Raw genomic sequence first — 25964 nt, 5'->3', positions numbered from 1 at the left:
CCGCTGATCGGGTCCAGTTCCCATAACCGGGGCAGCCCGGCCCGGGCGATGATCCGGGAGACCGTGCGGGCCGGGACGTTGCAGCGTTCGGCCAGATCGACCGGGCCCTCGCGGTGCTTTACCCGCGCCTCGAGGACCTCGTCGATTTTCGCCGAGGGGGTGGCGTGCGGGCAGGAACGCGGGCGGGACGAGCGATCCTCCATACCGTCCGAGCCGTGCTCCAGATATCGCCGGAACCACCGGTGGGCGCAGGTCCGCGAAACACCCATTTCCTTGGCCACGTGGGCCACGGGACGGCCCTGAAGAACACGCTGGACAAGAATGCTTCTACCGGCAGGAGTCAGACGGGCATTACGGTGGACCATGAAGACCTCTTAGTCGTTCGGTGAGTGTGGTAACCACCAACCTAAGAGGTCTTCACCCTTTCACCGTGTAACCAACGTCCTGGCTGAGTACAGCTAGAGCCCGGAGTAGGAGTGCAGGCCGTTGAAGAACTGGTTCACGATCGTGAAGTTGAAGACCACACACAGGTAACCGACAATCGACAGCCAGGCCGCGCGCGTGCCGGTCCAGCCACGGGTGGCACGGGCGTGCAAGTAGCCGGCGTAGACCACCCAGATCACGAAGGTCCAAACTTCCTTGGTGTCCCAGCCCCAGAACCGGCCCCAGGCCTTCTCGGCCCAAATGGCCCCGAACATCAGCGTAAAGGTCCAGCCGACGAAGGCGATGGCGTTGATCCGGTAGGAGAGGTTTTCAAGGCTCAGCGCCGAGGGCACCAGGCGCATAAACCCCAGCTTGTCCCGGCCGCCTGCGGCAATGGACTTTTGCCGGTGCGTCTGGACCAGCTGGAGTGCCGACATCGCGAACGTCAGCGTGAACAGCGCCGAGGACATCACCGCGATGGACACGTGGATAAGCAGCCAGTAGCTCTGCAGTGCCGGAACGAGGTGCCCCACCGGCGTCCAGTAGGCCACGGAGGCAGCCACGAGCATAATGATCGCCAGGCCCACCACGAAGGTGCCCAGGAAGCGCAGGTCGCGGCGGATCAGGACCACCAGGAACACGGCGACGGCCACGAATGCGCCCGTGGTCAGGAACTCATACATGTTGCCCCATGGCACCCGGCCGGAACCGAGCGCCCTCGTGAGGACACCGGCGGCGTGAATGGCGACGCCCAACACGGTCAAGGCGACGGCGATACGGGCAGGTGCCCGGCGTTCGGCAGAATAGCGCATCGCCCCGTCCGCGGTTCCGCCGATGCCCGCCGCGTTCCCGGCTGCAGCACCGGAGACGTTCGAGGTCGGGCGCTCAGCCCGGCCGATCGGCCCGGCCACGTCGGCATCTGCCCGGTCCACGCCGGCGCTGGAGGCGCCTACGCCGGCGGCAACGGGTACGCGCGCCGCTTCGGCGGCCGAGAGTTCAGCGGCCTTCAGGTCCACCGCGCGAAGTGTTTTGCTGCTCTTGGCCAGGTCCCACGCGAAGGCGATAAATGCCACCGTGTACGTGCCGGCTGCGAGGAGCATAAACAGCTCGCTGTACTGGCCCATGGTTTCGTTGATGGGGAACATTACTGATCCTTCTTTGACTCAGGAGAGCCTGCTGTGGACTGGATGACGTCGGTTGCGGGTTGTTCCGTAAAGGTCTGTGTGTCAGCGTCGGCGCCCGCGCCGGTGGCCGCCCGGCCATTATCCGCCGTTGCGCTGGGAACAGGCTGGGAATCTGCCCCGTCGCCGCCGAGATCCCAGGCCCCGGCGAGCAGCTTGCGGATCGCGGCGGCTTCCCCGGCCAGCCGGTGGTCTTCGCCCCGGGCCAGGAGGCCGTATTCGACCATGGTGCGGCCGTCCTCGTGCGAACCAACCCGGACCCAGACGCGGCGGCGGTTCACGTAAAGCGACGTCACCAGGCCCGCCACTGCCAGGAGCGCGAAGATCAGGGCGTACAGCTGGCCGGGATTATGGTGAATGTCGACGCCGACATAGCGCTTCACGCCGTCGAAGCTGATGGTGCCCTTGCCGTCCGGCAGGGTGTGCGTGGTTCCCGGGGTGAGGACGATGCCCTTTGTCGGCAGATTCCGGGCGTTGAGCGGAGTCAGCTTTTTGACATCGAGTTCGAAGACGTTTTGCGGCGCTCCGTCGTTGAGTCCCAGGTCGCCGAAGTAGGAGTTCAGGGTCAGCTGCGGGTTGATCAGCTCGGGATCGCCGCTGAAGGAGACGCCCGCATCGGTCACGAAGGCCGTGGGCAGGAAAAAGCCGGCGAAAGCCAGCTGATCCGGCTTGGCATCGGGGACCTTGATCACCACCGATGAGTAGTAATTTTCGCCCTGCAGCTTGGCCACCACCGGGCCCTGCATCGCGACGTTCCCGGCGCCGTCGCGGACAGTCACCACCGGGGCGTAACCATTGCCCGTCAGGTACATGCTGGTGCCGCCCAGGCTCAGCGGGTCATTGACCTTCAGCACCTCTTTCTTGGCGGGTGCATCGGGGGTCTCCTTGGTGGTCACGTCGGCCGTGAAGTCGATCGGCTGGCCGAACTTGCCCTTGGATTCGCGGTCAAAAGTGATCTGGAATTTATCCAACTGCACCGAGTAGGGCTGCAGCTGGCCGCTCTGGAAGTTGGTGCCGGGGGTGAACTGGTCGTAGCCGACAAGGGTGTTCACGAAGGTGTCGCCCTCCACCAGGATCCGCTGGCCGCTGTAGCCGAACAGCCCGCCAATCGCAACGGAAACCAGCACGCCGATCAGCGAGGTGTGGAACAGCAGGTTCCCGACTTCGCGCAGGAAGCCGCGCTCGGCACCCAGTGAGGGACGGGCGCCGTCGCGGTCGCGCACATCGACGCGGTAGCCGCGTTTCGCCAGCAGCCCGGCGGCGTCGGATATTGCGCCCGACGCCGGGATCCCGGCGTCGGCGGGAATCACGAGCGTGCCGTACTCCGGCAGCCGGGACAGCCGTGCGGGCGTCCGCGGCGGCTGGGACCGCATGGCCTTGTAGTGCGCGATGGCGCGCGGGACGACGCAACCGATCAGGGAAACGAAGAGCAGGATATAGATCGCGGAGAACCATGCCGAGGAGTACACGTCGTACAGCTGCAACGTATCGAGGACCTTGCCGTAATCCGGGTGGTCCTTGATGTACTGGGTCACGGTCGAAGGGTTGGCGGGCCGCTGCGGGAAGAGCGAACCGGGAACGGCCGCCACTGCCAGCATCAGCAGCAGGAACAACGCCGTGCGCATGCTGGTCAGCTGGGTCCAGGCCCAGCGGAGCATGCCCAACGCGCCCAGCGTGGGCAGGACTGCTTCGGTCTTGGCGCTCGCCACCGGACCGCCGGTGCCGGAAGCACCGCGCTTTCCCGGCTTCCCGCCCGCGGCGGCATCGGGTTCGGGGCCCTCGGGCGTGGTGCCGGGGGGCGGGGACTTCTTCTCTACGTTCACTCGCTCGCTCATCAGATCGGCAATTTCACATCGGTTTGGAACCAGTACTGCAACTCGGAAACCCAGTGCCCCCATACGCCGCTTGCCATCAGCAGGCCAAGGCCCACCAGGATTGCGCCGCCGATGCGCTGGATGGCGAGCCGGTGCCTGCGGAAGAAGGACATCACGCCAACGCCCCGGCGCACCGCCAGCGCGATCAGCAGGAACGGGATCCCCAGGCCCAGGCTGTAGACGAACGCCAGGAAGGCTCCCTTGGCCGCCGAGGAACCACCGGAGAGGCTCAGCAGCTGGACCGCGGAGTAGGTGGGGCCGATGCACGGTGCCCAGCCGAGGCCGAAGGTGATGCCCAGCAGCGGCGCGCCCCACAGCCCGGCCGGCGGTTTCGATTGGATCTTGGCGTCGCGTTGGAGCCAGCCGAAGCCACCCATAAACACCACACCCATAACGACCACTAGGAGGCCCAGCACCTGGGTGATCCAGGCATTCTGGGTTCCGGTGATCAGCGTCCCCAGCTGGCCGAACGCCCCGCCGAGCAGGACAAAGACCACCGAGAAACCCAGGACAAAGAGCCCGATCCCTGCCAGCATGCGGCCGCGCCTCTGCTTCTGCAGGTCAACGCCGGTCAGTCCCGTGACGTAGCCCAGATAACCGGGGACCAGCGGAAGCACACACGGGGAAAGGAAAGAGACAAAGCCGGCCAGCAGCGCCACCGGGATGGCAAGCAGCAGTGAACCGCTCAGAATGGCTTCAGCGAAGGGGCTGTTCACAGTGCTCCTGCCCGCTACTCGGCCACGGCAGCGGCGATAAGGGACTTGAGGGTGCCCTTTTGGATCTCGCCAAGCACACGGGACGCCACGCGGCCCTGTTTGTCGAGCACAAGAGTGGTGGGCACGGCTCCCGGGGGGACCAGACCGGACACGGCCAGGAGCACAGCGCCGTCTTTGTCATTAAAACTCGGGTAGCTCAGGTTAAACGTCTTGTCGAAGGCGTCCGCGGTGGCCTTCTCGTCCCGGAGGTTGACCCCGAAGAACTGAACGCCCTGGCTCTTGAACTCCTGATGCAGCTCTTCGAGCGCGGGCGCCTCGACCCGGCACGGAGCGCAGGCCGCGAACCAGAAGTTGAGCACGGTGACCTGCCCGGGGAAGGCCTCTGCCGTTACCTCGGTACCGTCGAAGAGTGTGCCCTTGATGGCAACGGGGTTCTTGCGGTCGGCGGCCGCGAATTCCGTGACCGACCCGTCGCCGGCCACGTAGTTCTTGTTGTCGCCCGCCCTGGCCTGCTGGGCCAGGGCGTCCTCCTGCGCGCAGCCGGAGAGTCCCAGCACGACGGCGAGCGCCGCGCCGCCGGCCGTCAGGACGTTGCGGCGGCTCACGGGCGACGCGGCCGTGTGGTTTCGGTTCATGCTCAAGCTCCAGGGGTGCTGGAGGCACCGGGAAGAAGGGCTGCCGCGGGTTCGCTGTACTCGACCCGCAGGAGGTTCCCGGCGTCGCCGAACACCAACGAGGTGACCGAAGTCAGGGTGCATTCACGTTTGCGCGGATCATGCCAGAGCGGTTTACCCTCGGCGCTGAGCCGGGTGGCCCAGATGGGCAGCTGGTGGCTGACGAGGATGGCCTCTGCGCCCGTTCCACCGAGTTCGATGGCGCGGAGCCGGGCGTCCTGTACTGCGGCCATAACCCGGGCCGACTGGTCCTTATAGGACTCGCCCCAGGAGGGCCGGAACGGGTTGCGCAGCATCGGCCAGTGCTTCGGCTTGAGGATCTCCGCCTTGTCGACGTGGAGGCCCTCGAAATAATTGGCCGCCTCGATAATCCGCGCCTCGGTGGTGATGTCGAGGTTTAGCGCCTCGGCGATGGGCTGCGCCGTTTCCTGGGCGCGGGTCAGCGGCGAGGCGGCGAGGTGGACGATCTTTGCCCCCTGGGCAGACCTGGCACGGAAGTGGTCAGCGAGCGTCCGGGCCATCTCCCGGCCAAGATCGGAGAGGTGGAATTCGGGCAGCCTGCCGTACAGGACGCCCTCGGGGTTGTAGACCTCGCCGTGGCGGAGCAAATGGACAGTGGCTTGGGGCATGTGTACCAGTTTCTCAAAGGGCAGGGCTAATGACGAAATCTTCTACAAGAAGTAGAACTCAAGAGTTTTCAGAAATGTTCCCCGGGGTTGGAATAAAAGATGCAAATGCATGTTTATACTGGGTGCAGCGCTTAGTTGAGACTTCAACCAATGAAGTTTCAGCTGACGATCAGACCTACCGTACGACCCACCCGACTCAAGGAGAAACACCATGGCACTTCCCACTAACGTCACCACCGGCACCTGGACCCTTGACAACTCGCACAGCGAGATTGCCTTCACCGTCCGCCACGCCGGCATCAGCAAGGTCCGCGGCCAGTTCAAGGATGCGGAGGCCACCCTTGGCCTCGCCGAGAACGTGGCCGAGTCCACGGTCCACGCCACGATCAAGACCGCCAGCTTCGACTCCGGCGACGCAAACCGCGACGGCCACGTGCGCGGCGAAGACTTCTTCGACGTCGAGAAGTTCCCGGAAATCTCCTTCGTTTCCACCGGCATCGTGCCCAAGGGCGACAGCTATGAACTCCAGGGCGAGCTCACCATCAAGGGTGTCACCCGCACCGTGGCCCTGGCGACCGAGTTCAACGGCGTTGCCGTCGACCCCTTCGGCATGACCCGCGCCGGCCTGTCCGCAGAAACCACAATCAGCCGCAAGGACTTCGGCCTGACCTGGAACGCGGTCCTCGAAGCCGGCGGTGTCCTCGTCAGTGACAAGGTGGCCGTCAACCTCGAACTGGCCTTCATCGCCCCCGCAGCCTAGCCGGCAGCTAACCACCGGCCGGCCGGCTCCGGCGCCGGCCGCTTACACCCCGCTTCGTCCCCGTGACGGAGCGGGGTGCTGCGTTAAGTCGGCGGCCGGGGTTTTGTCGAATCGGCCGCGTTTGGGCGGCACCCACCCCATGGCCTCCGGGTCGGGACTGCTGGCCGGAGCTTCCCGGGTTCGCCATGCCGGAGAGCCCCGGTGATGGCCCGGCGACGGCCCGTTGACGGCCCGGCCACGGCCAGGTGACGGCCCGGCCACGGCCAGGTGACGGCCCGGCCACGCGCAGAGAATACGCCTCGAGAATGATCCGCGCGGGCACCGGCCCGCGGTACGGTGGGAGGAATCCAGGCTGGGGGCAGGGCAGGAATCTGTTTCCGGTATCCGAACCAGAGTGCCATGCAAAGGAACGCCCATGAGTATCCCGCCCGTCCCGCCGTCGAACCCGGACTCCCCCGCCCCCGGCGAACAGCCGGCGCCCCACTACGGCCAGAACGATCCCCAGCACGGCCAGCAGCCGCCCTCCGCCCCGCAGTACGGCCAGGTGTCGCCTGCCGCTCCGGAGTATGGCCAGGCGCCCTCGGCACCGCCCTACGGCCAGCAGGCTGCCCCGCAGTACGGCCAAAACTCCCCGCAGGCCCCGCAGTACGGCCAGAACCCGCCGCCGTATGGACAGCCGCAGTACAACCAGCCGCAGGACAACCAGTCCCCCTATGCCCAGTACCCCTCCGGGCAGCTGCAGGCCAAACCCGCCATGCCGCAGCTGGTCAACACCGCTTTCTGGCTCATCGTCGCATCGGGCGCGGTGTGGATCATCTCCCTGCTGCTGGCGGTCGGCACCCTGGACACTGCCGGAACGCGGGCCATGTTTGAACAGCAGATGTCTGCCAGCGGGGCTGATATCCGGTTCGAAGACCTCAGGGGCGCCCTGGTGGGCAGCATCGTGGTCTTCGCAGTGATCAGCGCCGGGCTCTATGCCCTCGTGGCCTTGAACGTGCGCAAAGGCAAAAACTGGGCCAGGATCCTGGGCACCGTCTTCGCTGCCCTCTCCCTGTTCAGCCTCTTCCCGCTCAGCATCGGCACCCTGGCAGTCCTGCTGGGCATCGCCGGCATCGTGATGTTGTACCTGCCGGCAACGGCCCCGTACTTCAGCAAGCAGCAGCCGTTCGCCAACCCCTACGGGCAGCCGGGCAAACCGAACTAGCGCGCACCAGCTACTAGCCGGGCAACGGCGCAAGGGGCGCGGGAGCCGGACGGGCTGACTTTAACTAGCCAGCAACCTCCGGGTCCTGCGCCCTTTGTGCGTGGTAGGCGAGGATCTGCAGTTCGGTGGCCATATCCACTTTTCTCAGGTTGACCCCCGGCGGAACCTGCAGCATCACCGGGGCAAAACTGAGAATGCTTCGCACCCCGGCGGCAATCACCCGCTCGCAGACGTCCTGTGCAACGGCGGCCGGCAGGGCCAGCACTACCATGTTCGCGCCCGTGCGTTGCAGTACCGGCTCCAGGTCGGCGGCGTCGCTGACCCGCAGCCAGCCCACTTCGCTGCCCACCACCATCTGGTCCGCATCGAAGATCGCCACAATATCGAAGCCCCGGGATTCGAAGCCACCGTACCGGGCCAGCGCCTTACCCAGGTTTCCGGCGCCGACGATTGCCACTTTCCAGTCGTGCGTCAGGCCCAGGGCCGCTGCTATATGCCTGTTGAGGAACTGCACTTCGTAGCCCACGCCGCGGGTCCCGTAGGACCCGACGTAGGAAAGGTCTTTGCGGAGGGTGGAGGAGCTGACGCCCGAGGCCTCGGCCAGCGACTCGGACGAGACGCGGTCAACCCCCTCCGCAAGCAAGGTGGTCAGGGCGCGCAGATAGATGGTCAGCCGGGACACGGCCGCGGGCGGAATCTGCTTGGCGGCAGTCCCTGATCCCCCCGGCACGGCCTCAGGGGATGAATCCAGCGAAGTCACTATCTGCTCCATTGAGTCGCGTTGTGACTTCCACTCTAGGGCCCCCGCAGTTCGGCGAACAAAGCGCCCGGCTCCGGCGACGGTTCAGGGCTGCTGGCCCAGCGCCCGCCGCAGCGTCCGGTCCAGCCGGACTTCGTCGATCTTCCAGAAGTCCCGCTGGACACCATCCACCAGCACCACGGGAATCTCCTCGGCAAAGCGCTCCCGCAGTTCGGCGTCGTCGTCCACCAGCTGTTCGCGCCATCCGATTCCCAGGCTCTTTGTGACGCGGTCGACGGCGGCGCGCGCCGCCGAGCACAGGTGGCAGTCAGCTTTGGTGATGAGGACGACGTCGGGGCTTGGCATGGCTCCACGGTAGCCCGGCGGCCCGTCCGGCGTCGACGCCGCCGCGGAGCCAAGCCACTCCGCGGTGAGCCGCCGGGACAAAACCGGACCCGTCGGTGACTAGACTCGTGGCATGTCCGAAGAGAAGTACGCCGCCGCGGCCGCAGAACCTGCTGCCGCGGCGCAGCACGGCGAAGCCGCGTTCTTCGACGTCGACAACACCCTGATGCGCGGGGCCAGCCTGTTCCATGTGGCCCGCAAAATGCACCAGCGCGGGGCATTCACCCTCCGCGAGGCGGCCGGGATCGGCTGGAAGCAACTGATGTTTGTGCTCCGCGGCGAGAAAATGGATGACGTCCACGCCGTCCGGGATACCGCCCTGGCGCTCGCCGCCGGTATCACCGTTGCGGACATCGAGGCACTCGGCGAAGAAGTCTATGACGAAATGATTGAATCCCGGATCTGGCCCGGCGCCAAGGCGCTGGCGGAGCAGCACCTCCGGGTAGGCCGCCGGGTCTGGCTTGTCACGGCGACGCCGATCGAGGTGGCCACGGTGATCTCCACCAGGCTGGGCCTCACCGGAGCCCTCGGCACCGTGGGCGAAATCGTGGACGGGTCCTACACCGGGCGGCTGGTCGGCGAAATCCTGCATGGTCCCGCCAAAGCGGTGGCCGTCAGGGCGGTAGCCGATGCCGAGGGCCTGGACCTGGCCCGGTGCTGGGCCTACAGCGATTCGCACAACGACATCCCGCTGCTGAGCATGGTGGGCCACCCCGTGGCCATCAACCCGGATTCCCGGCTCCGCCGTCACGCCCGCGAACACAACTGGCCGGTCTACGACTTCCGTTCCGGCCGCCGCGCCGCCACCCTGGGGCTCAAGGCCGCCACGGTTGGCGGCGCCGTCTACGGCCTCTGGCGGGGGTTCTCCCGCTTCCGCGGCCCCTCTATCTGACCGCGGACATCCCTGCCACGCCGCTTTCCGACGCGCTTCTACCCGGGCGGTGCACTTCGGGCCGAGCACTACGCGAATCCGTACGTCGCGCGCGTTTCCTTGCGGCGCCTGCGCCAGCGCGCGTCCGGCGTCGCCAGCTGGCGCGACAAGCCAAAGAAAATGCCCGCTGCCGGGAAGGCAACGGGCATTGACATAGTGCGAAGTATTTCTACTTCTTATTGCGACGCTGGTGGCGCGTCTTGCGAAGCAGCTTGCGGTGCTTCTTCTTGGCCATACGCTTGCGACGCTTCTTAATAACTGAACCCACGAAAGTTCCTTACCGGCTAGATGCAGTACCTGCCTGTTGGAAAGGATCCGCGGGCTAAGCAGCAGACTGTACAACTGACAGGTTCTTACAATGACGTAAAACGTTCCTTAACAGGGTACCGCCTATCGGGGGCAGACTACGACCGCAGACCGGCCCGGGCGGCCGGACGCTGTGATTTCCGGTGAAAAGAACGCAGGGAATCAGGCCGTTTCCGTGTGTCCCTCGACGACAGCGCCCTTGAGGTACTGCTCCACGGCGGTTTCCGGCACCCGGTAGGAGCGCCCGAACCGGACTGCCGGCATCTCGCCGGAATGAACAAGCCGGTACACGGTCATTTTGGACACCCGCATCACGTCCGCGACTTCAGCCACGGTCAAGAAGCGGGCGTTGGAGAAGTTAGCCTCCGAAGACATTTCCCTGTTTCCTTTACTCAAGCGAACGGCAGCCGCATCTGAACGACATGGCGGTGTGCCGATGCTGAGCCATCAAACAACCATGTGTTAGATACTCTAGGGGCTGATGGTGCCAATGTGAAAGAGTTACCGTCAAGCTGCCGGCGCTCGGACTGATTTCCCCTGGCTGTCCGGGCGCGCCAATGGTTAGGCGCGGGTCCGGCGCACACGAGCGGAATCCGCCAGCGACGCCAAGACCGATTCCGTAACATCCCAGTCCATGCAGGCGTCCGTCACGCTCTGGCCGTAGACCAGCTTGTCCGTTCCGGCGGCATGCTCGGCAACGTCAAGGCTTTGCGCCCCGCCGACCAGGAAGCTCTCCAGCATCACGCCGGCAATGGCTCCCCCCATGCTGCCGCCGCCCGCCAGCCGGGCGCCGATTTCCAGGGCAACTTCAGCCTGCCGGCGGTGATCCTTGCCGCTGTTGGCATGGCTCGCATCAACGATCAGCCGGGGGTTCAGCCGCGTGGCGGCCAATTTGGCGGTGGCGACCTCGATGTCCACGACGGAGTAGTTCGGTCCTCCGCGTCCGCCGCGGAGGATGATGTGGGTGTCCGGATTGCCGGCGGTGGCGACCAGTGCGGCCCGGCCTGCACCGTCGATCCCGAGGAACGCCTGGGCGGCTGCCGCGGCGCTGCACGCGTCGAGCGCCACCTGCAGGTCGCCGTCGGTCCCGTTCTTGAAGCCGATCGGCATCGACAGCCCGGACGCCAGCTGGCGGTGGATCTGGCTCTCCGTGGTGCGGGCACCGATCGCGCCCCAGGCGACGAGGTCCGCCATGTACTGCGGGCTGATGGGTTCCAGGAACTCCGTGGCGGCGGGGAGACCGAGCCCGGTGACCTGGCGCAGGAAAGACCGGGCTGCGCGCAGGCCTGCGGCGATGTCGTGGCTGCCGTCCAGCCGGGGGTCATTGATTAAGCCCTTCCACCCCACAGTGGTGCGGGGCTTCTCGAAGTAGGTGCGCATTACGATCAGCAGGTCTTCGCGGTGCCTCTCGGCCTGGCTGACCAGCCGGCGGGCGTATTCCAGGCCAGCCTCGGGGTCGTGGATGGAGCAGGGGCCAACAATAACCAGCAGGCGGTCGTCGACGCCGTCCATCACGGCGCGGACCTCGTCCCGGCCGCGGGCCACGACGTCGGCCAGTCGGGCATCCAGCGGCAAATCAGCAGCGATCTCCTGCGGGGTGGGGAGCGGGGTGAACTCGCTCACGCGCAGGTTCGAGGTGGATTGGTGGGACTCTGGGGCTGCTTCGATACTCATGGGGCGGGTCCTGTTCCGAGGTGCGGAGCGGGCCCTGATCAGAACCCGCCGGGAAATGGCGAAGGGCAGAGAATAGTCTCTGCCCTGTTGGCTCTGAAGGAAGGTGGGTTGCGTGTTAGCTAGACGCGGGCCCCTCCAGAGCCAACGAAAAATACGCATACCAACGATTAGTCATGACCCGACAATAGCCCGGCGCTTGCCGTGACGGAAAAACCGGCGCGTAACATTGCCGCCTTCGCAGCAGACCACACGCCGGACCACACGCCGGACCACACGCCGGACCACACCCCGAATCACACCCCGGATCCCACACTGGGTCCCACACTGGGCCGCACCCCGGCTTCCGCGTAGTAACCCTCGATATGGTCCGCCACCAGCCGGGCCGCCCGGCCGCCGTCGCGGCCGGTGATGGCGGAAAGTATGCTTCGGTGTTCCACGCGAAGCCGTGCAGCCGTGGCGTTCCAGTCCGGAAGGTTGCCGGTTAACCCGCCGGCGTAGTCCTGGATGGCTTCGCGGAGGGAGCCCATCATCGCGCTGACCACGGCGTTGCCCGCGGCATCCGCCAGCGCCAGGTGGAATTGCACATCCAGCGCCAGGAACGTCTCCGTCCCGGCACAGTCCTCCATTTTTTCCAGCAGGCTTGCCGCCTCCGCGAGTGCCGGCGAATCCGGACGGGCGCGGGCTGCGGCCCAGGACTCCAGCAGCACACGCGTCTCCACGATGTCCTTAACCGGCAGGTGGGAGGTGGCCACGTGCAGCCGGAGGGCGGCGCCCAGGGCTGCTGTGGGGTCTGCGATGACAATAGTGCCCGCCTCCGGGCCCGACCCGACCCCGGCCCTGAGCACTCCCATGGCTTCCAGAACCCGGATGGCCTCACGGACGGAGGTACGGGAGACCTTGAGTTGCTCGGCCAGGGCGCGTTCGGGCGGCAGGCGTCCGCCCAGGGCGAGCCGGCCGCTGGAGAGCTGGCCCTCAATCCAGGTCAGGACAAGCTGGTGGGTGCGCATATCACCACCCTACTTGATGTGGTTGGACCATAGACTTAGAATGTGGTCGGACCACATTCCCCGCCGGCATATTCTTTGTGGGGACCCGACACCCAGGACGACGAGACCTGCCCGGAGGCAGCAATGACGCAGACCATCGAGCCCGGCAACCCCGAGGCTCCCACCCAGCCAACAGACACCGGCGCTGACCGCCGTCCCGCCGTGGCCACCCCGGGCAGCGTTCCCGCAGCCCTCAAGCGCCGCGTCCCGAAGTACTCGGACCTCGCCCCGCTGATGCAGTTCAAGAAGCCCGGGTTCGGCCGTGCCGCCAGGCTGCGCCGGGCCAGCACCATCTGGGATCTCCGGGACATGGCCAAGCGCCGCACCCCGCAGGCCCCGTTCGACTACACGGACGGCGCGGCCGAAGCCGAGATCACCCTGCGCCGTGCCCGCCAGGCGTTCCTGGATATTGAGTTCAGGCCAGGCATCCTGCGCGACGTCTCCCAGGTGGACCTTGGCACGCAGATCCTCGGTAAGCCATCCCGGCTGCCGGTGGGTATCGCGCCTACCGGCTTCACCCGGATGATGCAGTCCGAGGGCGAGTACGCCGGCTCCCAGGCCGCCGCTGCGGCCGGAATCCCCTACACACTCTCCACTATGGGCACTGCCTCGATCGAGGACGTGGCCGCTGCCGCACCGGGAGGCCGGAACTGGTTCCAGCTCTACCTGTGGACGGACCGGGACCGCTCGCTGGAGCTGATCGAACGCGCGGCCAGGGCCGGAAACGACACCCTGATGGTTACCGTGGACACCGCCGTCGCGGGCGCCCGCCTCCGGGACGTCCGCAACGGCATGACGATCCCGCCGGCCCTGACGCTGAAGACGGTTGCAGATGCCTCCTACCGGCCGGCGTGGTGGTTCAATTTCCTGACCCATGAGCCGCTGACATTTGCCTCGCTCTCGCGCTATACCGGCACCGTCGCGGACCTGATCAATTCGATGTTTGATCCCACACTGACGTTCGAGGACCTGGACTGGCTGCGCGCAACCTGGAAGGGCAAGCTTGTGGTCAAGGGCATCCAAACGGTCGAGGATGCCCGCAAGGTGGTTGACCACGGCGCCGACGGCGTCGTGATCTCCAACCACGGCGGCCGGCAGCTGGACCGGGCTCCGGTCCCGTTCCATCTTCTTCCGGAGGTCGCAACTGCCTTCCAGGCGGACCACAGCGACGCAGCAATCATTCTGGATACCGGCATCATGAGCGGGGCGGACATCATCGCTGCCCTGGCCCTGGGCGCCGATTTCACCCTGATCGGCCGCGCCTACCTCTACGGACTGATGGCGGGCGGCCGGGCCGGTGTGGACCGGGCCATCGCGATCCTGGAGACGGATATGCTCCGGACCATGGCCTTGCTGGGCGTCAGCCGGATCTCGGAGCTGACCCCGGACCACGTGCGGCTGCTCGCCAAGTAGCCCGCCCGCCCAGCTATTTCCTGCGGCCGAACTTCGGCAGGTTCGCCAGCAGGTCAGCGGCTCGGGTGGCGGCGCGGCCAACAGAGCGGCCGATCTGCTGCGGCCGCTTGTCGTCCCCGGCGGTGCCGACGGGGAGGACGACGGCGGGGCTCAGTGCACTGCCCACCGGGAGTTCCGACAGCGCAGGGGCAGCCGGCACCGAGGCAGGCACTGCAGCGGCAAGGGCGGACGTTTCAGCGTCGGCGGGACGGCCGACGTCGAACGTCTCCAGCCAGCTGGCGACACCGGCCAGCGGTTTGGGGTTCAACGCGTAGTAACGCTTCTGGCCCTGGGCACGCATGCTCACCAGGTCCGCCTCGCGGAGCACTTTCAGATGTTTGGAAATGGTGGGCTGGCTGGCCTCGAGTTCCTGGACCAGTTCCCCCACTGCCTTGTCCCCCTCGCGGAGGGAAACCAGAATGTCACGCCGGGTTGCCTCAGCAATGACGGCAAATACGTCGTCTGTCACCATTCCTCCACACTAGCGACATATACGCCGGATGGCATCCACTAAATCGCGGGCCCGCTGGCGCCGGCAGGCCGCGCACCGGTCCCGCTTCGGGAACTGCCCTAGTCGAACCAGGGATCCAGGCCATAGAGCGGGAAGACTTCCTTGCGGGTGGCCATCACGGTCCGGTCCACGTCGTCGTTCGGGTCGAAGCCGACTTCCCAGGAGCGCCACCAGAGGTCGACGCCGTCGCCCATGATTTCCGGTGCGGCGACACCATATTTGGCGCCGTACTTGTCCAAGACGTAGCGGCGCCAGTCCTCCGGTACCGGGGTATGTAGTGAGACAGGCCGCCCGGCCGCGATGGCGATCAGGTGGCTCCAGGACCGAGGCACCACAGTAATAACGTTGTAGCCGCCTCCGCCGGTGGAAATCCAGCGGTTCTCGCAATAGCGGGCCGCGAGATTGCCGATCGCGGTGGCGGCCTCCCGCTGGCCGTCGACGCTGATGTTGAGATGCGTCAGCGGGTCCAACCGGTGCGAGTCGCAGCCGTGCTGGCTGACGATGGCCTCCGGTTGGAAGGCGCCCACCAGCTGCGGCACAACGGCGTGGAAGGCCCGCAGCCAGCCGCCGTCACCTGTTCCGGCCGGCAGGGCGACGTTCACGGCGCTGCCCTGCGCGTTGGGTCCGCCGATTTCATTGGCGAAACCCGTGCCCGGGAACAGGGTCAGCCCGGTCTCGTGCAGGGAAATAGTCAGGACACGCGGATCGTTCCAGAAAATGCTCTGCGTACCGTCGCCGTGGTGGGCGTCGATGTCGATGTACACCACACGCTGCATCCCGCCGTCGAGCAGCCGCTGGATGGCGAGGGCCGCATCGTTGTAGATGCAGAACCCGCTCGCACGGTTGCGGGCAGCATGGTGCATGCCCCCGCCGAAGTTCACCGCCCGCACGGCGCTGCCGTCGAGGATCGCGGCGGCGGCCAGGAGTGAGGCGCCGGCCAGCCGGGCGCTGGCCTCGTGCATGCCGGCAAAGGCCGGGTCATCCTCGGTCCCGAGCCCGCGTTCGATGTCCGGGGTCCCGGGATCCGCACTCACGCGCCGCACGGCGGCGACGAATTCCGGGCTGTGGACGGTGCACAGTTCGGCATCGCTGGCGACTTCCGGAGCCGCTACGGTGACGTGGTCCAAGTCCAAAAGTCCGAGGCTTTGGGCGAGCCTGGCGGTAAGTTCCATCCGCTCCGGGGCCATCGGGTGGCTGTGGCCGAAGTTGTAGGCGGTCATGGCAGGATCCCACACCACCGTCGTCGGCAGTGCGGACTGCGCGAGCCCCGGCAGATATGTCATCAGTCACAGGCTACCCGAGCGTGGAGGCCTGCCCACCGTCATTGCGCGGGGTTTAGTGGTTTACTACTCAAGGAAGCAGTTTCAAGCGAGGATAAGCCACCCATGACGCAAAGCCAGTCGAGGTCCACGAGCCCGGCCAACTGGCACCCCGGCACTCCGGAGCGGGAAGGCCTGTGGATCTTCACCCGCGTTCGCGACTTCATCGACAACATCGCCAACACCTCCCCGGCACGGCTGGCCCTGTCGGCGTTCGGCATGGTCATCCTGGTATTTACTACGCTGCTCTCCCTCCCGGTGTCCTCAGCGACCGGGGACCCCACCGCCCTGCACCAGGCGATGTTCACCGCCGTGTCGGCCGTCTGCGTCACCGGCCTGACAGTGGTGTCCACCGCCGTGCACTGGTCCTTCTTCGGCCAGCTTGTGATCCTGGTCGGTATTTTCGTCGGCGGCCTCGGCACCCTGACGCTCGCCTCGCTCTTGGCCCTGATGGTCAGCAAGAAACTCGGCGTCCGCGGCAAGCTCATCGCTCAGGAGGCCATGAACAACGCCGGCCGGCTCGGGGAGGTCGGCACCCTGCTACGGATCGTCATTGTCACTTCAGTGTCCATCGAAGGCGTCCTGGCGCTGGCTCTCATCCCCCGATTCCTGGCCCTCGGCGAAAGCTTCGGCCAGTCTGTCTGGCACGGTGTGTTCTACGCTATTTCCTCGTTCAACAACGCCGGGTTTACGCCCCATTCGGACGGCATCGTGCCGTACGAAACGGATTTGTGGATCCTCGTTCCGTTGATGATTGGTGTCTTCCTCGGCAGCCTGGGCTTCCCTGTGGTGATGGTGCTCCAGCAGAACGGCCTGAACTGGAAGAAATGGAACCTGCACACCAAACTAACCATCCAGGTATCCGTGATCCTGCTGGTCGGCGGCACCCTCCTGTGGGGCCTGATGGAATGGCAGAACCTGAGAACCATCGGAGGAATGAACGTCGGGGACAAGGTCATTCATTCGCTGTTCGCATCCGTGATGACCCGTTCCGGTGGCTTCAACCTGGTGGACCAGAACCAGATGGATTCCACCACCATGCTGCTGACCGATGCGCTGATGTTCGCCGGCGGCGGCTCGGCATCCACGGCCGGCGGCATCAAGGTGACCACCATCGCCGTAATGTTCCTGGCAATCGTCGCCGAGGCCCGCGGCGATTCGGATGTGAAGGTGTACGGCCGCACCATCCCTCAGGGAACCATGCGCGTGGCCATCTCGGTCATCGTCGCGGGGGCCACACTCGTTGCGGTGTCCGCCATGCTGCTGCTTCAGATCAGCGGCGCGTCCCTGGACCGGGTGCTTTTTGAGACGATTTCCGCTTTCGCCACGGTGGGCCTCAGCACGAATCTCAGTGCCGAACTTCCCCCGTCCGGCGTCTACGTCCTCACCGTCCTGATGTTTGCGGGTCGCGTCGGGACGGTTACCCTTGCGGCTGCACTGGCGCTGCGCCAGCGCAGCCAGCTGTTCCACTACCCGGAAGAGAGACCGATCATTGGCTAGTTCCTCAAGCGCCGCCAACCGTCCCGCCCACAATGCACCTGTGCTGGTGATCGGGCTGGGCCGTTTCGGCGCCTCCACCGCAGAACAACTGGTCAAGCAGGGCCGTGAGGTGCTGGCGATCGAACGCGACCGGAACCTCGTACAGAAATGGTCCGGCGTCCTGACCCACGTCGTCGAAGCCGACGCCACCAACATTGACGCCCTCCGCCAGCTTGGCGCGCAGGAATTCAGCTCCGCCGTGGTGGGAGTGGGCACCTCGATCGAATCGTCGGTGCTGATCACGGTGAACCTGGTGGACCTGGGCATCGAGCACCTGTGGGTCAAGGCCATCACGCCCTCGCACGGCAAGATCCTGACCCGGATCGGCGCCAACCACGTGATCTACCCGGAGGCCGATGCGGGTGTCCGGGCGGCGCACCTGGTCTCCGGGCGGATGCTGGACTTCATCGAGTTCGACGACGACTTCGCGATCGTGAAGATGTACCCGCCGCGTGAGACCGTGGGCTTTACCCTGGACGAATCGAAGGTTCGGTCAAAGTACGGGGTCACGATTGTAGGGGTGAAGTCCCCGGGCGAGGACTTCACCTACGCCCGTCCGGAGACGAAGGTTTCTTCACGGGACATGCTCATCGTTTCCGGCCACGTGGACCTGCTGGAGCGGTTCGCGGCCCGGCCGTAGGGCAGCTCAAGCCGCGTCCGGCGCCGGGCCCACCTCAGCCACGGATTACGGATGCCACGCAAGGTATCGCGAAGGATCAGTTCCCGCCGGTCTTCGCAGCCTTGGCGGCGGCTTTGGCGGCCTGTTTGCTGGAGCGCACCTTGCTCAGCGACTCCGGATCAACAATGTCGGCGACGGACAGGAAGGCGTCTTTTTGGCCGTAATGGCCGGCAGCCTCGCGCCAGCCCTTGGCCTGGAGGCCGCACTGCTTTCCCAGCAGCGCCAGGAAGATCTTGGCTTTTTGCTCGCCGAACCCTGGCAATGCCCTGAGCCGGCGCAGCACTTCCGGCCCGTCGGGGTCTCCCTGGGTCCAGATGGCGGTGGCGTCCCCGTTCCAGTCACTGTGCACCGTTTCGGCCAGGGCCTGGACGCGGCCGGCCATTGATCCGGGAAAACGGTGGACGGCCGGGCGCTCCTTGAACACCTCAACGAACTCCTGCGGAGCGTACCGGGCGATCGCCGCGGGGTCCATCGACCCGATGCGCGTCCGGATCTTTTCGGGACCGGCAAAGGCCGACTCCATTGTCACCTGTTGGTCCAGCAGCATGCCGGTGAGCAGCGCGAACGCGTCGTCGCTGAGGAGTTTGTCCGCTGCGGGATCCCCTGTGATGTGCAGTTCCATGGGTCCTATCCTGCCATCAGGTCCGGTTTCCGTCATTGGCTTGCGCCGGCGTCGCAGCTAGGCCAGCTGTTTGGTGATTTCCCCGGCCCGTTCGGCGGCTGCCCGCGCGCCGTCGGCAATGATCCCGGGCAGGCCGCGCGCGTCAAAAGTGGCGATGGCCCGCTCGGTAGTGCCGTTGGGGCTGGTGACGGCCTTGCGCAGCGCCGACGGATCTGCGTCCGGCTCGGCCAGCATAAAGCCTGCCCCGGCGACGGTTTCCCGGGCAATAAGCAGCGAGAGCTCACGGTCAAGTCCCAGTTCGACGCCGGCGTCGGCCATGGCTTCGGCCAGATAGAACGCGTACGCCGGGCCGGAGCCGCTGATCGCGGACAGCGCGTCCACCTGGTGTTCGGGGATCTCGACGACGGTGCCGGCGGCGGCCAGGACGTCCTTGGCCAGTTGCAGCTGGGCCGGGGAGCAGTGGGTGCCCGGCGACACGGACACCACCCCGCGGCCCAGCTTCGCAGGGGTGTTGGGCATGGTCCGGATCACTGGTTGGCCAGCCGGCAGCGCGGCTTCCAGCTGCTCCAGTGACACGGCCGCCGCGACGCTGATGACAACCGTGTCCGGTGCCAGCGCCTCGCCGATCTCGCGGGCAAGGTCCGCGATCCCCACCGGCTTGACGCCCAGGATCACGACGTCGGCCCCGGTGGCAGCCTGTTTGTTGTTGTCCGGCTCTTCCGCCCCGGCGATGGCTGTAATGCCGTGATGCCGTTCCGCGAGTTCGGCGGCGCGGTCAGCGCGGCGGACGGTGGCGACGATGTCCGCCGGGTCAGCACCGCCCGCGATCAGTCCGCCAAGGATGGCCTCGTTCATTGATCCACAGCCCAGGAATGCGATTCGGTTACTCATGCACCCATCATGGCAGTCGGGCCCGATTCACAGCCAGTTCTCACCCTTGCGCCAGCGTCTTCACAACATCCGTGACTAACGTCGTAGTTACCTCATTGAGGGTGCGAGTGATGCAGCAGGCATGCGGATGCCTGCCGGGCACCGGTCGTCTGCAGCGGGTTTCCCCCCATTTTCCCGCAGCGGACGGCCGGTGCCTTCGTTCGTTAAACGACGTCGTCATTCACCCCGGGGGATGCCCCCTCCCCCGGTACCGCGGCCCGGACGCGGCAGCCGCAATTACCCGGGCAATATCCGCCGCCGGCGTCCCGGCGTCCCAGCGGACTCAGGCGGTGGTTCGGGCTCGGGGTCGCAGGCCATTGCCGGTGGTGCCTAGTGCTGGATCGGTCGTACTTCGATGGGGAGGGTCGTGGCGCGGGCCAGTTTGCCTGCCCAAACCAGCGCGGCGTCGAGATCCTCTGCGTCGATGACGGTGAACCCACCGAGATGTTCCTTGGCTTCGGCGAAGGGACCGTCCGTGATGAGCACCTCGGTGCCCTGCTGCCGCACGACCGTGGCGGTATCGGTGGGATGAAGGCCAGCGGCGAACAACCAGACTCCGGCCGCCCTCATTTCGCGGTTCAGGGCCGCAAGGTCAGCCATGATGGGCCCAAGGACTTCCGGGGCCGGGGCCGGGCCTACGGGCTGGTAGAGGCTGAGCAGGTACTGTGCCATGGTGCTGTCCTCCCTGGCGAATCGGCCGGCTCCCTGCCGGCCTCTCAACTACTAGACGAACGGCCGGCGGCCGGATCGACAACCCGCGGCCAGGAAATCGTTCACCGGACGACCGCGGGCCGGGACTTGTTTACCTCCGCCGGCTCCGGCTCGGGCAACTGCGGCTCAGCAGGGTGGCCGGACTGGGTCACATGGGGCGCCGGCTGCAGCGGACCTTCGAATACCAGCTGATCCAACCGGCGGAGGATGAGGCCTTCGCGAAGAGCCCACGGGCAGATCTCCAGGCTGCGAAACTCAAACATTTCGAGGGCGGCCTCCGCCACCAGGGCCCCAGCCAGCAGCTGGGGAGCGCGCGCTTCGGAAACACCCGGAAGGTTTAGCCGGTCCTCAACCTCCATGGCCGAGATACGCTGCGCCCACAAGCCCAGATCCGTCGCGAAGAGCTCACGCTTAACGTATGGCCCGGCGCCACTGGGCGCGGCCCCGGCGATCCGGGCCAGCGAGCGGAACGTCTTGGAGGTGCCAGCGACATGGTTGGCCTTGCCCAACTTTGCGAAGTCGCGCACCACCGGCTTGAGTGTGGCCCGGATGTAGCGGCGAAGCTCCTTCACGCTCTTGGCCGAGGGCGGGTCCTGTTCCAGCCAGTCCCGGGTCAGTCGGCTCGCACCAAGCGGGACCGACGTCGCATATTCTGGGAGCTCGTCCTCGCCGTAGGCCATCTCGAAAGAACCGCCGCCGATGTCCAGGTTCAGCACGGGTCCGGCGCCCCAGCCGTACCAGCGGCGCACGGCGAAGAAAGTCATGGAGGCCTCTTCGCTGCCGGTCAGTTCCCGCAGCGTCACGGTGGTCTCATGCTTGACCCGGGCCAGCACTGCGGACCCGTTGGCAGCCTCGCGGATGGCGGAGGTACAGAACGCCAGCAAGTCTTCGGCCTTGTGCTTGGCCGCGAATTCCCACGCCTCGAGGACGAACTCGATCAGCTCACGCTGGCCGGCGTCGTTGATACTGCCGTCGGGCTCGAGAAACTGCACGAGGGACAGGGGGCGCTTATGCGAGGCGAACGGCACCGGACGCGCCCCCGGGTGGGCATCCACAAGCAGGAGGTGGACAGTGTTTGAGCCAATATCGAGGACGCCTAGACGCATAGGGCCATTATTCCCCGGGGAGCGCCGCCCGCCTAACGGGCCGGCAGCGGCCGGGCCCTGGTTACGGCTGGTGGTCCCGGCCGGAGGCCTCGTCCGGCTCGTCGGCGGGCTTGAAGTCGCGTCGGATGTTGGCTACGCCTTCCGGGTCGATCTCAAAGCCGAAGGCAGCACCGGGGTTTATGACCATCCCAAGATCCTCGCCAAGGTTTCCGAGGATCGCGGCGCCTTGGGTGCCAAGGACGTTGGGTGCGGCCGTCAGGTACTGCTCGGAGACGCGGCTGGGGTGCGAGAACACCGCCAGGACGGGGCTTCCAGCGGAGTTGGCAAGCACCAGCGGCTCAACCTTGGCGTCGGCCCCTTCGAGCGCCTCGGAGCTGACGATGTAGACCTCGTTGTTGAGGAAAGCCAGGATGACGTCAACGGGGTTGGCGTCCGGCTGTTCGCCCCGGGCAAGCTTCTCTTCGAGGTCGTTGAGCGGCTGGAGGTCCAAGTGATCGGGCTGTTCAGTCATACTCCTACTCGATCACGTCGCGCCCCGGTCCGCAAACGCGAGTGTGACTCGCGGGTTCCGTCCGCCGTCGACGTTTTGACACCGCGAGCACGGACGGAACCCGCGAGCACTTCACGAGTCCAGGGCCCGGAGCAGCCTGGTTTTGAACTCGCTTTCGCGGAACAGGTCCCGCCACTCGACCCGGACCACCTTCCACCCGAGCTCCATCAAGGCCTTTTCTCGGCGCCGCTCCTGGAAGACTGCCTCCGCCGTGGGCGCGTAATCAAAGTACTTCCGGCGGCCATCAAATTCCAGTGCCACCCGCCGGTCCGGCCATGCACAATCCGTCCGGAACAGCCCCAACCTGGTCCGGACTTCGAACTGCAGCACGGGTGCGGGCAACCGCAGCCGTCGAATCAGGTCCCGGGCGAGGGTCTCACCGGGCGACTCGGACCGGGCGTCCGCACAAGCGAGCACCTTCCGAAGCGAACCGAGGCCGGGGACCCGGCGGAGCTGGCCCGCCTGGCGCTCCAGCTCCCCGGGGTCGAGACCAAGCCGAAGGGCATGATCCATAAGAATCAGGCCCTGGCGGAAGTTGAGGATCAGGCAGCACTCGAGTGCGGTGCGCGCGAGGGATGTCACCCGGTAGCCTTGGATTTCCGTGACATCTTCTGCCGGCACCGGACGAGTGTGCGCAATGACGTCGCCCGCGTGGCCACCGGACGAAGGCAGGAACGGCACCGTGAGGTGGATCGTATCGTCCACCTGCCAGAGAAACAGGCAGTGGAGCCTGGCTGCCGTCGTATGGCTGAAAACAAAGCTGCCGGTGGAGGTTGTCAGCGTCCTGTGTGCGTAGGCGTCGATCCTGGTCCGGGAAATCCCGTCCCGGTCCAGGGAGGACCAGAAGCTGCCCAGGACATAGCACCCCCGACGGACCCGGAGAATGGCACCCTGCTCCAATAACTGCCGCACCCGGCTGGCAGAAATTCCATGGTCCCGCAGTTCCTCGGTGCGCCACAGCCTGCCCACCGGCAGTACCCCGGCCCGCAGGGCGGGCGCGCCCGCCGGTGCTGGTGGTCCGGTGGGCGCTGGCCGGCCTGGGCCTGCGTTAGGTGCCCGCTGGCCCATAGCCACGGCAAGCTGGTCGGTCGGGTATGGCTCGGAGGGTCCCATGCCGCCCAGCATTTCGCGGTTACCAGGGCCCGGGCACCCCTCCCGCCGGCCATGTGGACAACCGCTCGCGGCCCCCGTCCGCCGCCGACGTTTTGACACGTCGAGCCGGGACGGAACCCGCGAGGCAGGCTACTTCTTGGCTGCGGCTTTGCGGGCCGGAGCCTTGCGGGCCGCCGTCGTGCGCTTGACCGGCCCCCTGGCCCGCTTGTCCGCGAGCAGTTCGACAGCCTGTTCGCGGGTAAGCTCCTCCACCGAGGTGGAGCGGGGAACTGTGATATTGGTGACTCCGTCGGTGATGTAGGGGCCGAAGCGGCCTTCCTTCACCACGATGTTCTTCTCCGAGACCGGGTCCGGACCGAACTCTGCCAGCGGCGGCACGGCTGCCCGGGCGCCTCGCTGCTTCGGCTGGGAGTAGATCTCCAGGGCCTGCTCGAGGGTGATGGTGAAGATTTCCTCCTCCGAGCCGATGGACCGGGAGTCTGTGCCCTTTTTCAAATACGGGCCAAAGCGGCCGTTCTGCACCGTGATCGGATTGCCTTCGGCGTCCTGTCCGAGGACCCGGGGCAAGCTCATAAGCTCCAGGGCCTCAGTCAGGCTGATGGATTCGACGCTCATCGATGCGAACAGCGACCCGGTGCGGGGTTTGGCCTTTACGGGCTTCTTCGCGGGCTTCGGCTTTCCGTTTTTGTAATACTCGACCGGCTGGTTGGCGAGCTGCTCCTCGGTCATCTCCGGGATGATCTCGGTGACGTAGGCGCCGTAGCGGCCATTTTTCGCGACGACGGTGTGTCCGGTATGCGGGTCCGCGCCGAGCACCCGCTCTTCGGGGGCAGCGGTTTCCATCAGCTCGACCGCCTTGGCCGCGGTGAGCTCGTCCGGTGCCAGGTCCTCGGGGACGTTGGCGCGGGCCGCATCAACCACTTCGCCGGTCTTCGGATCGACCATTGGAACGGAGCTTTCCAAATACGGGCCGAATTTTCCGACCCGGAGCGTGATGGCGTCGGTGATCGGAATCGAGTTGATGTCCCTCGCGTCAATCTCGCCGAGGTTGTTGACGATGCTCAGCAGGCCGGGATCAGAATCCTCGCCGAAATAGAAGTGCTTGAGCCAGGCCGGACCTGCCGCCTGGCCGTTGGCAATCTTGTCCAAGTCCGCTTCCATGTCGGCGGTGAATTCGTAGTCCACGTAGTCGTGGAAGTGCTGCTCGAGCAGCCGGACCACGGAGAACGCGATCCAGCTCGGGACCAGCGCGGACCCCTGCTTCCGGACGTAGCCGCGGTCCTGGATGGTGGAGATCGTCGAGGCGTAGGTGGACGGGCGTCCAATGCCCTTCTTTTCCAGCTCGGCGGTCAGGGACGCTTCAGTAAAGCGGGGCGGCGGCGACGTCTCATGTCCGACGGCGATGATATCCGATGCCGTGAGCGCGTCGTCCTTGGCCACGTTGGGCAACCGTCGGGCTTCCTCGGAGTCCTCGTCGCCCCGGCTTTCATCCTTGCCTTCTTCGTACGCGGCAAGGAAACCGGGGAAGGTGATCACGGTGCCGGAGGCCGAGAACTCGGCGTCGCGTCGTTCGGCTGCACCACCGGAGGTCACCGCACCAAGGCGGATCGTGGCGGTGGAGCCCTTGGCATCGGCCATCTGCGAGGCGACGGTGCGCTTCCAGATCAGTTCGTAGAGGCGGAATTCGTCGCCGGAAAGCTGCTTGGCCACCTGGGCCGGCGTACGGAAGGAGTCACCGGCGGGCCGGATGGCCTCGTGGGCTTCCTGCGCGTTGGCCGCCTTGCCGCTGTAGACGCGCGGCGAAGCCGGGACGTATTCAGCACCGTACAGTTCGGAGGCCTGGCGCCTTGCGGCCGTGACGGCCTCATTGCTCAGCGCGGAGGAGTCCGTGCGCATATAGGTGATGTAGCCGTTTTCGTAGAGCCGCTGGGCCACCTGCATGGTGCTTTTCGAGGAGAAGCGCAGCTTGCGGCCCGCCTCCTGCTGCAATGTGGACGTGGTGAACGGCGCGGCCGGCCGGCGGGTGTACGGCTTGGTATCGACGGAGCGGACGCGGAAGTCGGCGCCCTGCAGTCCCGCGGCCAGGGATCTGGCCAGCTCCTCATTGAGGTGCACGGCGTTGCGGGAGGTGAGCTCGCCGCTGTCGTTGAAGTCGCGGCCGCTGGCGACCTTGGCGCCGTCGACGAGGGCCAGTTTGGCTTTGAACGAACCGGACCCTGCGCCGAACTGGCCGGTCAGGTCCCAGTACGAGGCGGCTGTAAAAGCCATCCGCTCACGCTCCCGCGCCACCACCATGCGGGTTACAACCGACTGCACCCGGCCGGCGGAGAGCCCGCGGGCCACTTTGCGCCAGAGCACCGGGGAGATCTCATAGCCGTAGAGACGGTCCAGCACACGCCGGGTCTCCTGCGCGTCCACGAGGTCCTGGTCGACATCGCGCAGGTTGTCCATCGCCCGGTGGATGGCTTCCTTGGTAATTTCGCCGAAGGTCATGCGGTAGACCGGAACCTTGGGCTTGAGGACCTCCAGCAGGTGCCACGCGATGGCCTCGCCCTCGCGGTCCCCGTCGGTTGCGAGGTAAAGAGCGTCGGCGTCCTTAAGCTGGGCCTTGAGTTCCGCGACTTTCTTCTTCTTGTCCGGGGAGACCACGTAGTACGGCTTGAAGTCGTTATCAATGTCGACGGCGAACTTCCCCACCGAGGTCTTCTTCAGTTCCGCGGGCAATTCCGAGGGCTGCGGGAGGTCCCGGATGTGACCAACGGAGGCCTCGACGATGAAGCCCTCGCCGAGGTACTTGGCGATGGTCTTGCTCTTGGCGGGAGACTCCACAATCACGAGTTTCTTGCCGGTTTTGGCCTTGCTTGGCACTG

Annotated in this window: 28 protein-coding genes; 6 read left to right on the top strand and 22 right to left on the bottom strand. The window is 66.1% G+C overall.

From position 1 onward, the window contains the following. The 6 genes from ABIB49_RS09875 to ABIB49_RS09850 form a co-directional block, all read right to left on the bottom strand. The coding region (locus tag ABIB49_RS09875) for a helix-turn-helix domain-containing protein (RefSeq protein ID WP_354157009.1) at positions 1-365 on the bottom strand (365 nt) is incomplete at its 3' end. Positions 366-458: 93 nt separating this feature from the next. Continuing rightward, positions 459-1568 (bottom strand): c-type cytochrome biogenesis protein CcsB, encoded by a 1110-nt coding sequence (gene ccsB, locus ABIB49_RS09870; protein ID WP_354157008.1) that lies wholly within the window; start codon positions 1566-1568, stop codon positions 459-461. After that, positions 1568-3439: a cytochrome c biogenesis protein ResB gene (gene resB, locus ABIB49_RS09865; RefSeq protein WP_226773296.1), complete on the bottom strand. Its 1872-nt coding sequence runs from the start codon at positions 3437-3439 to the stop codon at positions 1568-1570. Before resB ends, ccsB begins: the two co-directional genes overlap by 1 nt. Then, positions 3439-4194 carry a cytochrome c biogenesis CcdA family protein gene (locus ABIB49_RS09860; protein WP_226773295.1) on the bottom strand — a complete coding sequence of 252 codons (756 nt, stop codon included), beginning with the start codon at positions 4192-4194 and terminating at the stop codon, positions 3439-3441. Before ABIB49_RS09860 ends, resB begins: the two co-directional genes overlap by 1 nt. A gap of 14 nt (positions 4195-4208) precedes the next feature. Beyond that, a complete protein-coding gene (locus tag ABIB49_RS09855; protein WP_282358636.1) occupies positions 4209-4829 on the bottom strand; it encodes a TlpA family protein disulfide reductase in 621 nt (206 codons plus the stop codon). Between the two features lie 2 nt (positions 4830-4831). Then, positions 4832-5497 carry a histidine phosphatase family protein gene (locus ABIB49_RS09850; RefSeq protein WP_354157007.1) on the bottom strand — a complete coding sequence of 222 codons (666 nt, stop codon included), beginning with the start codon at positions 5495-5497 and terminating at the stop codon, positions 4832-4834. Between the two features lie 211 nt (positions 5498-5708). On the opposite strand from ABIB49_RS09850, the gene ABIB49_RS09845 reads away from it, so the two are divergent. Next, positions 5709-6257, top strand: coding sequence for a YceI family protein (locus ABIB49_RS09845; RefSeq protein WP_354157006.1), 549 nt, complete (start codon positions 5709-5711; stop codon positions 6255-6257). A 415-nt stretch (positions 6258-6672) separates the two neighbouring features. Then, positions 6673-7461, top strand: coding sequence for a hypothetical protein (locus ABIB49_RS09840; protein ID WP_354157005.1), 789 nt, complete (start codon positions 6673-6675; stop codon positions 7459-7461). A gap of 64 nt (positions 7462-7525) precedes the next feature. Here the strand turns inward: ABIB49_RS09840 and ABIB49_RS09835 are convergent, their stop codons facing one another. After that, a complete protein-coding gene (locus tag ABIB49_RS09835) occupies positions 7526-8221 on the bottom strand; it encodes a redox-sensing transcriptional repressor Rex (protein WP_226774186.1) in 696 nt (231 codons plus the stop codon). Between the two features lie 84 nt (positions 8222-8305). Then, complete coding sequence (locus ABIB49_RS09830; RefSeq protein WP_226774185.1) at positions 8306-8566, bottom strand: glutaredoxin family protein; 261 nt, start codon at positions 8564-8566, stop codon at positions 8306-8308. A 112-nt stretch (positions 8567-8678) separates the two neighbouring features. On the opposite strand from ABIB49_RS09830, the gene ABIB49_RS09825 reads away from it, so the two are divergent. Continuing rightward, positions 8679-9497: an HAD family hydrolase gene (locus tag ABIB49_RS09825; protein ID WP_226774184.1), complete on the top strand. Its 819-nt coding sequence runs from the start codon at positions 8679-8681 to the stop codon at positions 9495-9497. A gap of 68 nt (positions 9498-9565) precedes the next feature. On the opposite strand, the gene ABIB49_RS09820 is transcribed toward ABIB49_RS09825, so the two are convergent. The 5 genes from ABIB49_RS09820 to ABIB49_RS09800 form a co-directional block, all read right to left on the bottom strand. Further along, complete coding sequence (locus ABIB49_RS09820) at positions 9566-9691, bottom strand: hypothetical protein (RefSeq protein WP_282358640.1); 126 nt, start codon at positions 9689-9691, stop codon at positions 9566-9568. A gap of 14 nt (positions 9692-9705) precedes the next feature. Beyond that, positions 9706-9804: a 30S ribosomal protein bS22 gene (locus ABIB49_RS09815; protein ID WP_003792170.1), complete on the bottom strand. Its 99-nt coding sequence runs from the start codon at positions 9802-9804 to the stop codon at positions 9706-9708. Between the two features lie 200 nt (positions 9805-10004). Next, positions 10005-10217, bottom strand: a complete 213-nt coding sequence (locus ABIB49_RS09810) for a helix-turn-helix domain-containing protein (protein WP_354157004.1) — start codon at positions 10215-10217, stop codon at positions 10005-10007. 186 nt (positions 10218-10403) lie between these two features. Then, positions 10404-11516 (bottom strand): 3-deoxy-7-phosphoheptulonate synthase, encoded by a 1113-nt coding sequence (locus tag ABIB49_RS09805; protein ID WP_226774183.1) that lies wholly within the window; start codon positions 11514-11516, stop codon positions 10404-10406. 293 nt (positions 11517-11809) lie between these two features. Beyond that, positions 11810-12523, bottom strand: a complete 714-nt coding sequence (locus ABIB49_RS09800; protein WP_354157003.1) for a FadR/GntR family transcriptional regulator — start codon at positions 12521-12523, stop codon at positions 11810-11812. Positions 12524-12646: 123 nt separating this feature from the next. Here ABIB49_RS09800 and ABIB49_RS09795 point away from each other — a divergent pair, with 123 nt between their 5' ends. After that, positions 12647-13975, top strand: a complete 1329-nt coding sequence (locus ABIB49_RS09795; protein WP_354157002.1) for an alpha-hydroxy acid oxidase — start codon at positions 12647-12649, stop codon at positions 13973-13975. A 13-nt stretch (positions 13976-13988) separates the two neighbouring features. Here the strand turns inward: ABIB49_RS09795 and ABIB49_RS09790 are convergent, their stop codons facing one another. Both ABIB49_RS09790 and ABIB49_RS09785 read right to left on the bottom strand, forming a co-directional pair. Further along, entirely contained in the window at positions 13989-14486 is a 498-nt protein-coding gene (locus tag ABIB49_RS09790; RefSeq protein ID WP_354157001.1) for an ArsR/SmtB family transcription factor, read from the bottom strand. Between the two features lie 98 nt (positions 14487-14584). Continuing rightward, the gene (locus tag ABIB49_RS09785) at positions 14585-15808 is read right to left on the bottom strand and encodes an acetoin utilization protein AcuC (RefSeq protein WP_226775491.1); all 1224 of its coding nucleotides are present in this window, start codon (positions 15806-15808) and stop codon (positions 14585-14587) included. A gap of 102 nt (positions 15809-15910) precedes the next feature. On the opposite strand from ABIB49_RS09785, the gene ABIB49_RS09780 reads away from it, so the two are divergent. Both ABIB49_RS09780 and ABIB49_RS09775 read left to right on the top strand, forming a co-directional pair. Further along, positions 15911-17344 (top strand): TrkH family potassium uptake protein, encoded by a 1434-nt coding sequence (locus tag ABIB49_RS09780; protein ID WP_226775490.1) that lies wholly within the window; start codon positions 15911-15913, stop codon positions 17342-17344. 40 nt (positions 17345-17384) lie between these two features. Next, positions 17385-18023 (top strand): potassium channel family protein, encoded by a 639-nt coding sequence (locus ABIB49_RS09775; protein ID WP_024365693.1) that lies wholly within the window; start codon positions 17385-17387, stop codon positions 18021-18023. Between the two features lie 76 nt (positions 18024-18099). Here the strand turns inward: ABIB49_RS09775 and ABIB49_RS09770 are convergent, their stop codons facing one another. The 7 genes from ABIB49_RS09770 to topA all read right to left on the bottom strand — a co-directional run bounded on the left by ABIB49_RS09770 (position 18100) and on the right by topA (position 25962). Continuing rightward, positions 18100-18684 (bottom strand): HhH-GPD-type base excision DNA repair protein, encoded by a 585-nt coding sequence (locus tag ABIB49_RS09770; RefSeq protein WP_282358654.1) that lies wholly within the window; start codon positions 18682-18684, stop codon positions 18100-18102. Between the two features lie 57 nt (positions 18685-18741). Beyond that, positions 18742-19575, bottom strand: coding sequence for a pyrroline-5-carboxylate reductase (proC, locus tag ABIB49_RS09765; protein WP_226775488.1), 834 nt, complete (start codon positions 19573-19575; stop codon positions 18742-18744). A 369-nt stretch (positions 19576-19944) separates the two neighbouring features. Continuing rightward, entirely contained in the window at positions 19945-20286 is a 342-nt protein-coding gene (locus tag ABIB49_RS09760) for a YciI family protein (RefSeq protein WP_282358656.1), read from the bottom strand. Positions 20287-20387: 101 nt separating this feature from the next. Beyond that, positions 20388-21431: a Ppx/GppA family phosphatase gene (locus ABIB49_RS09755; protein ID WP_226775486.1), complete on the bottom strand. Its 1044-nt coding sequence runs from the start codon at positions 21429-21431 to the stop codon at positions 20388-20390. A 61-nt stretch (positions 21432-21492) separates the two neighbouring features. Beyond that, the gene (locus ABIB49_RS09750) at positions 21493-21942 is read right to left on the bottom strand and encodes an SseB family protein (protein ID WP_226775485.1); all 450 of its coding nucleotides are present in this window, start codon (positions 21940-21942) and stop codon (positions 21493-21495) included. A 111-nt stretch (positions 21943-22053) separates the two neighbouring features. Continuing rightward, positions 22054-23094 (bottom strand): type IV toxin-antitoxin system AbiEi family antitoxin domain-containing protein, encoded by a 1041-nt coding sequence (locus ABIB49_RS09745; protein ID WP_354157000.1) that lies wholly within the window; start codon positions 23092-23094, stop codon positions 22054-22056. A 129-nt stretch (positions 23095-23223) separates the two neighbouring features. After that, a complete protein-coding gene (topA, locus tag ABIB49_RS09740; protein ID WP_226775483.1) occupies positions 23224-25962 on the bottom strand; it encodes a type I DNA topoisomerase in 2739 nt (912 codons plus the stop codon). Between the last annotated feature and the right edge of the window lie 2 nt (positions 25963-25964).

The organism is Arthrobacter sp. UYCu512 (genome assembly GCF_040547075.1).
In the GTDB taxonomy this organism is placed as follows: domain Bacteria; phylum Actinomycetota; class Actinomycetes; order Actinomycetales; family Micrococcaceae; genus Arthrobacter.
This window is presented reverse-complemented; position numbering and strand designations above follow the sequence as displayed.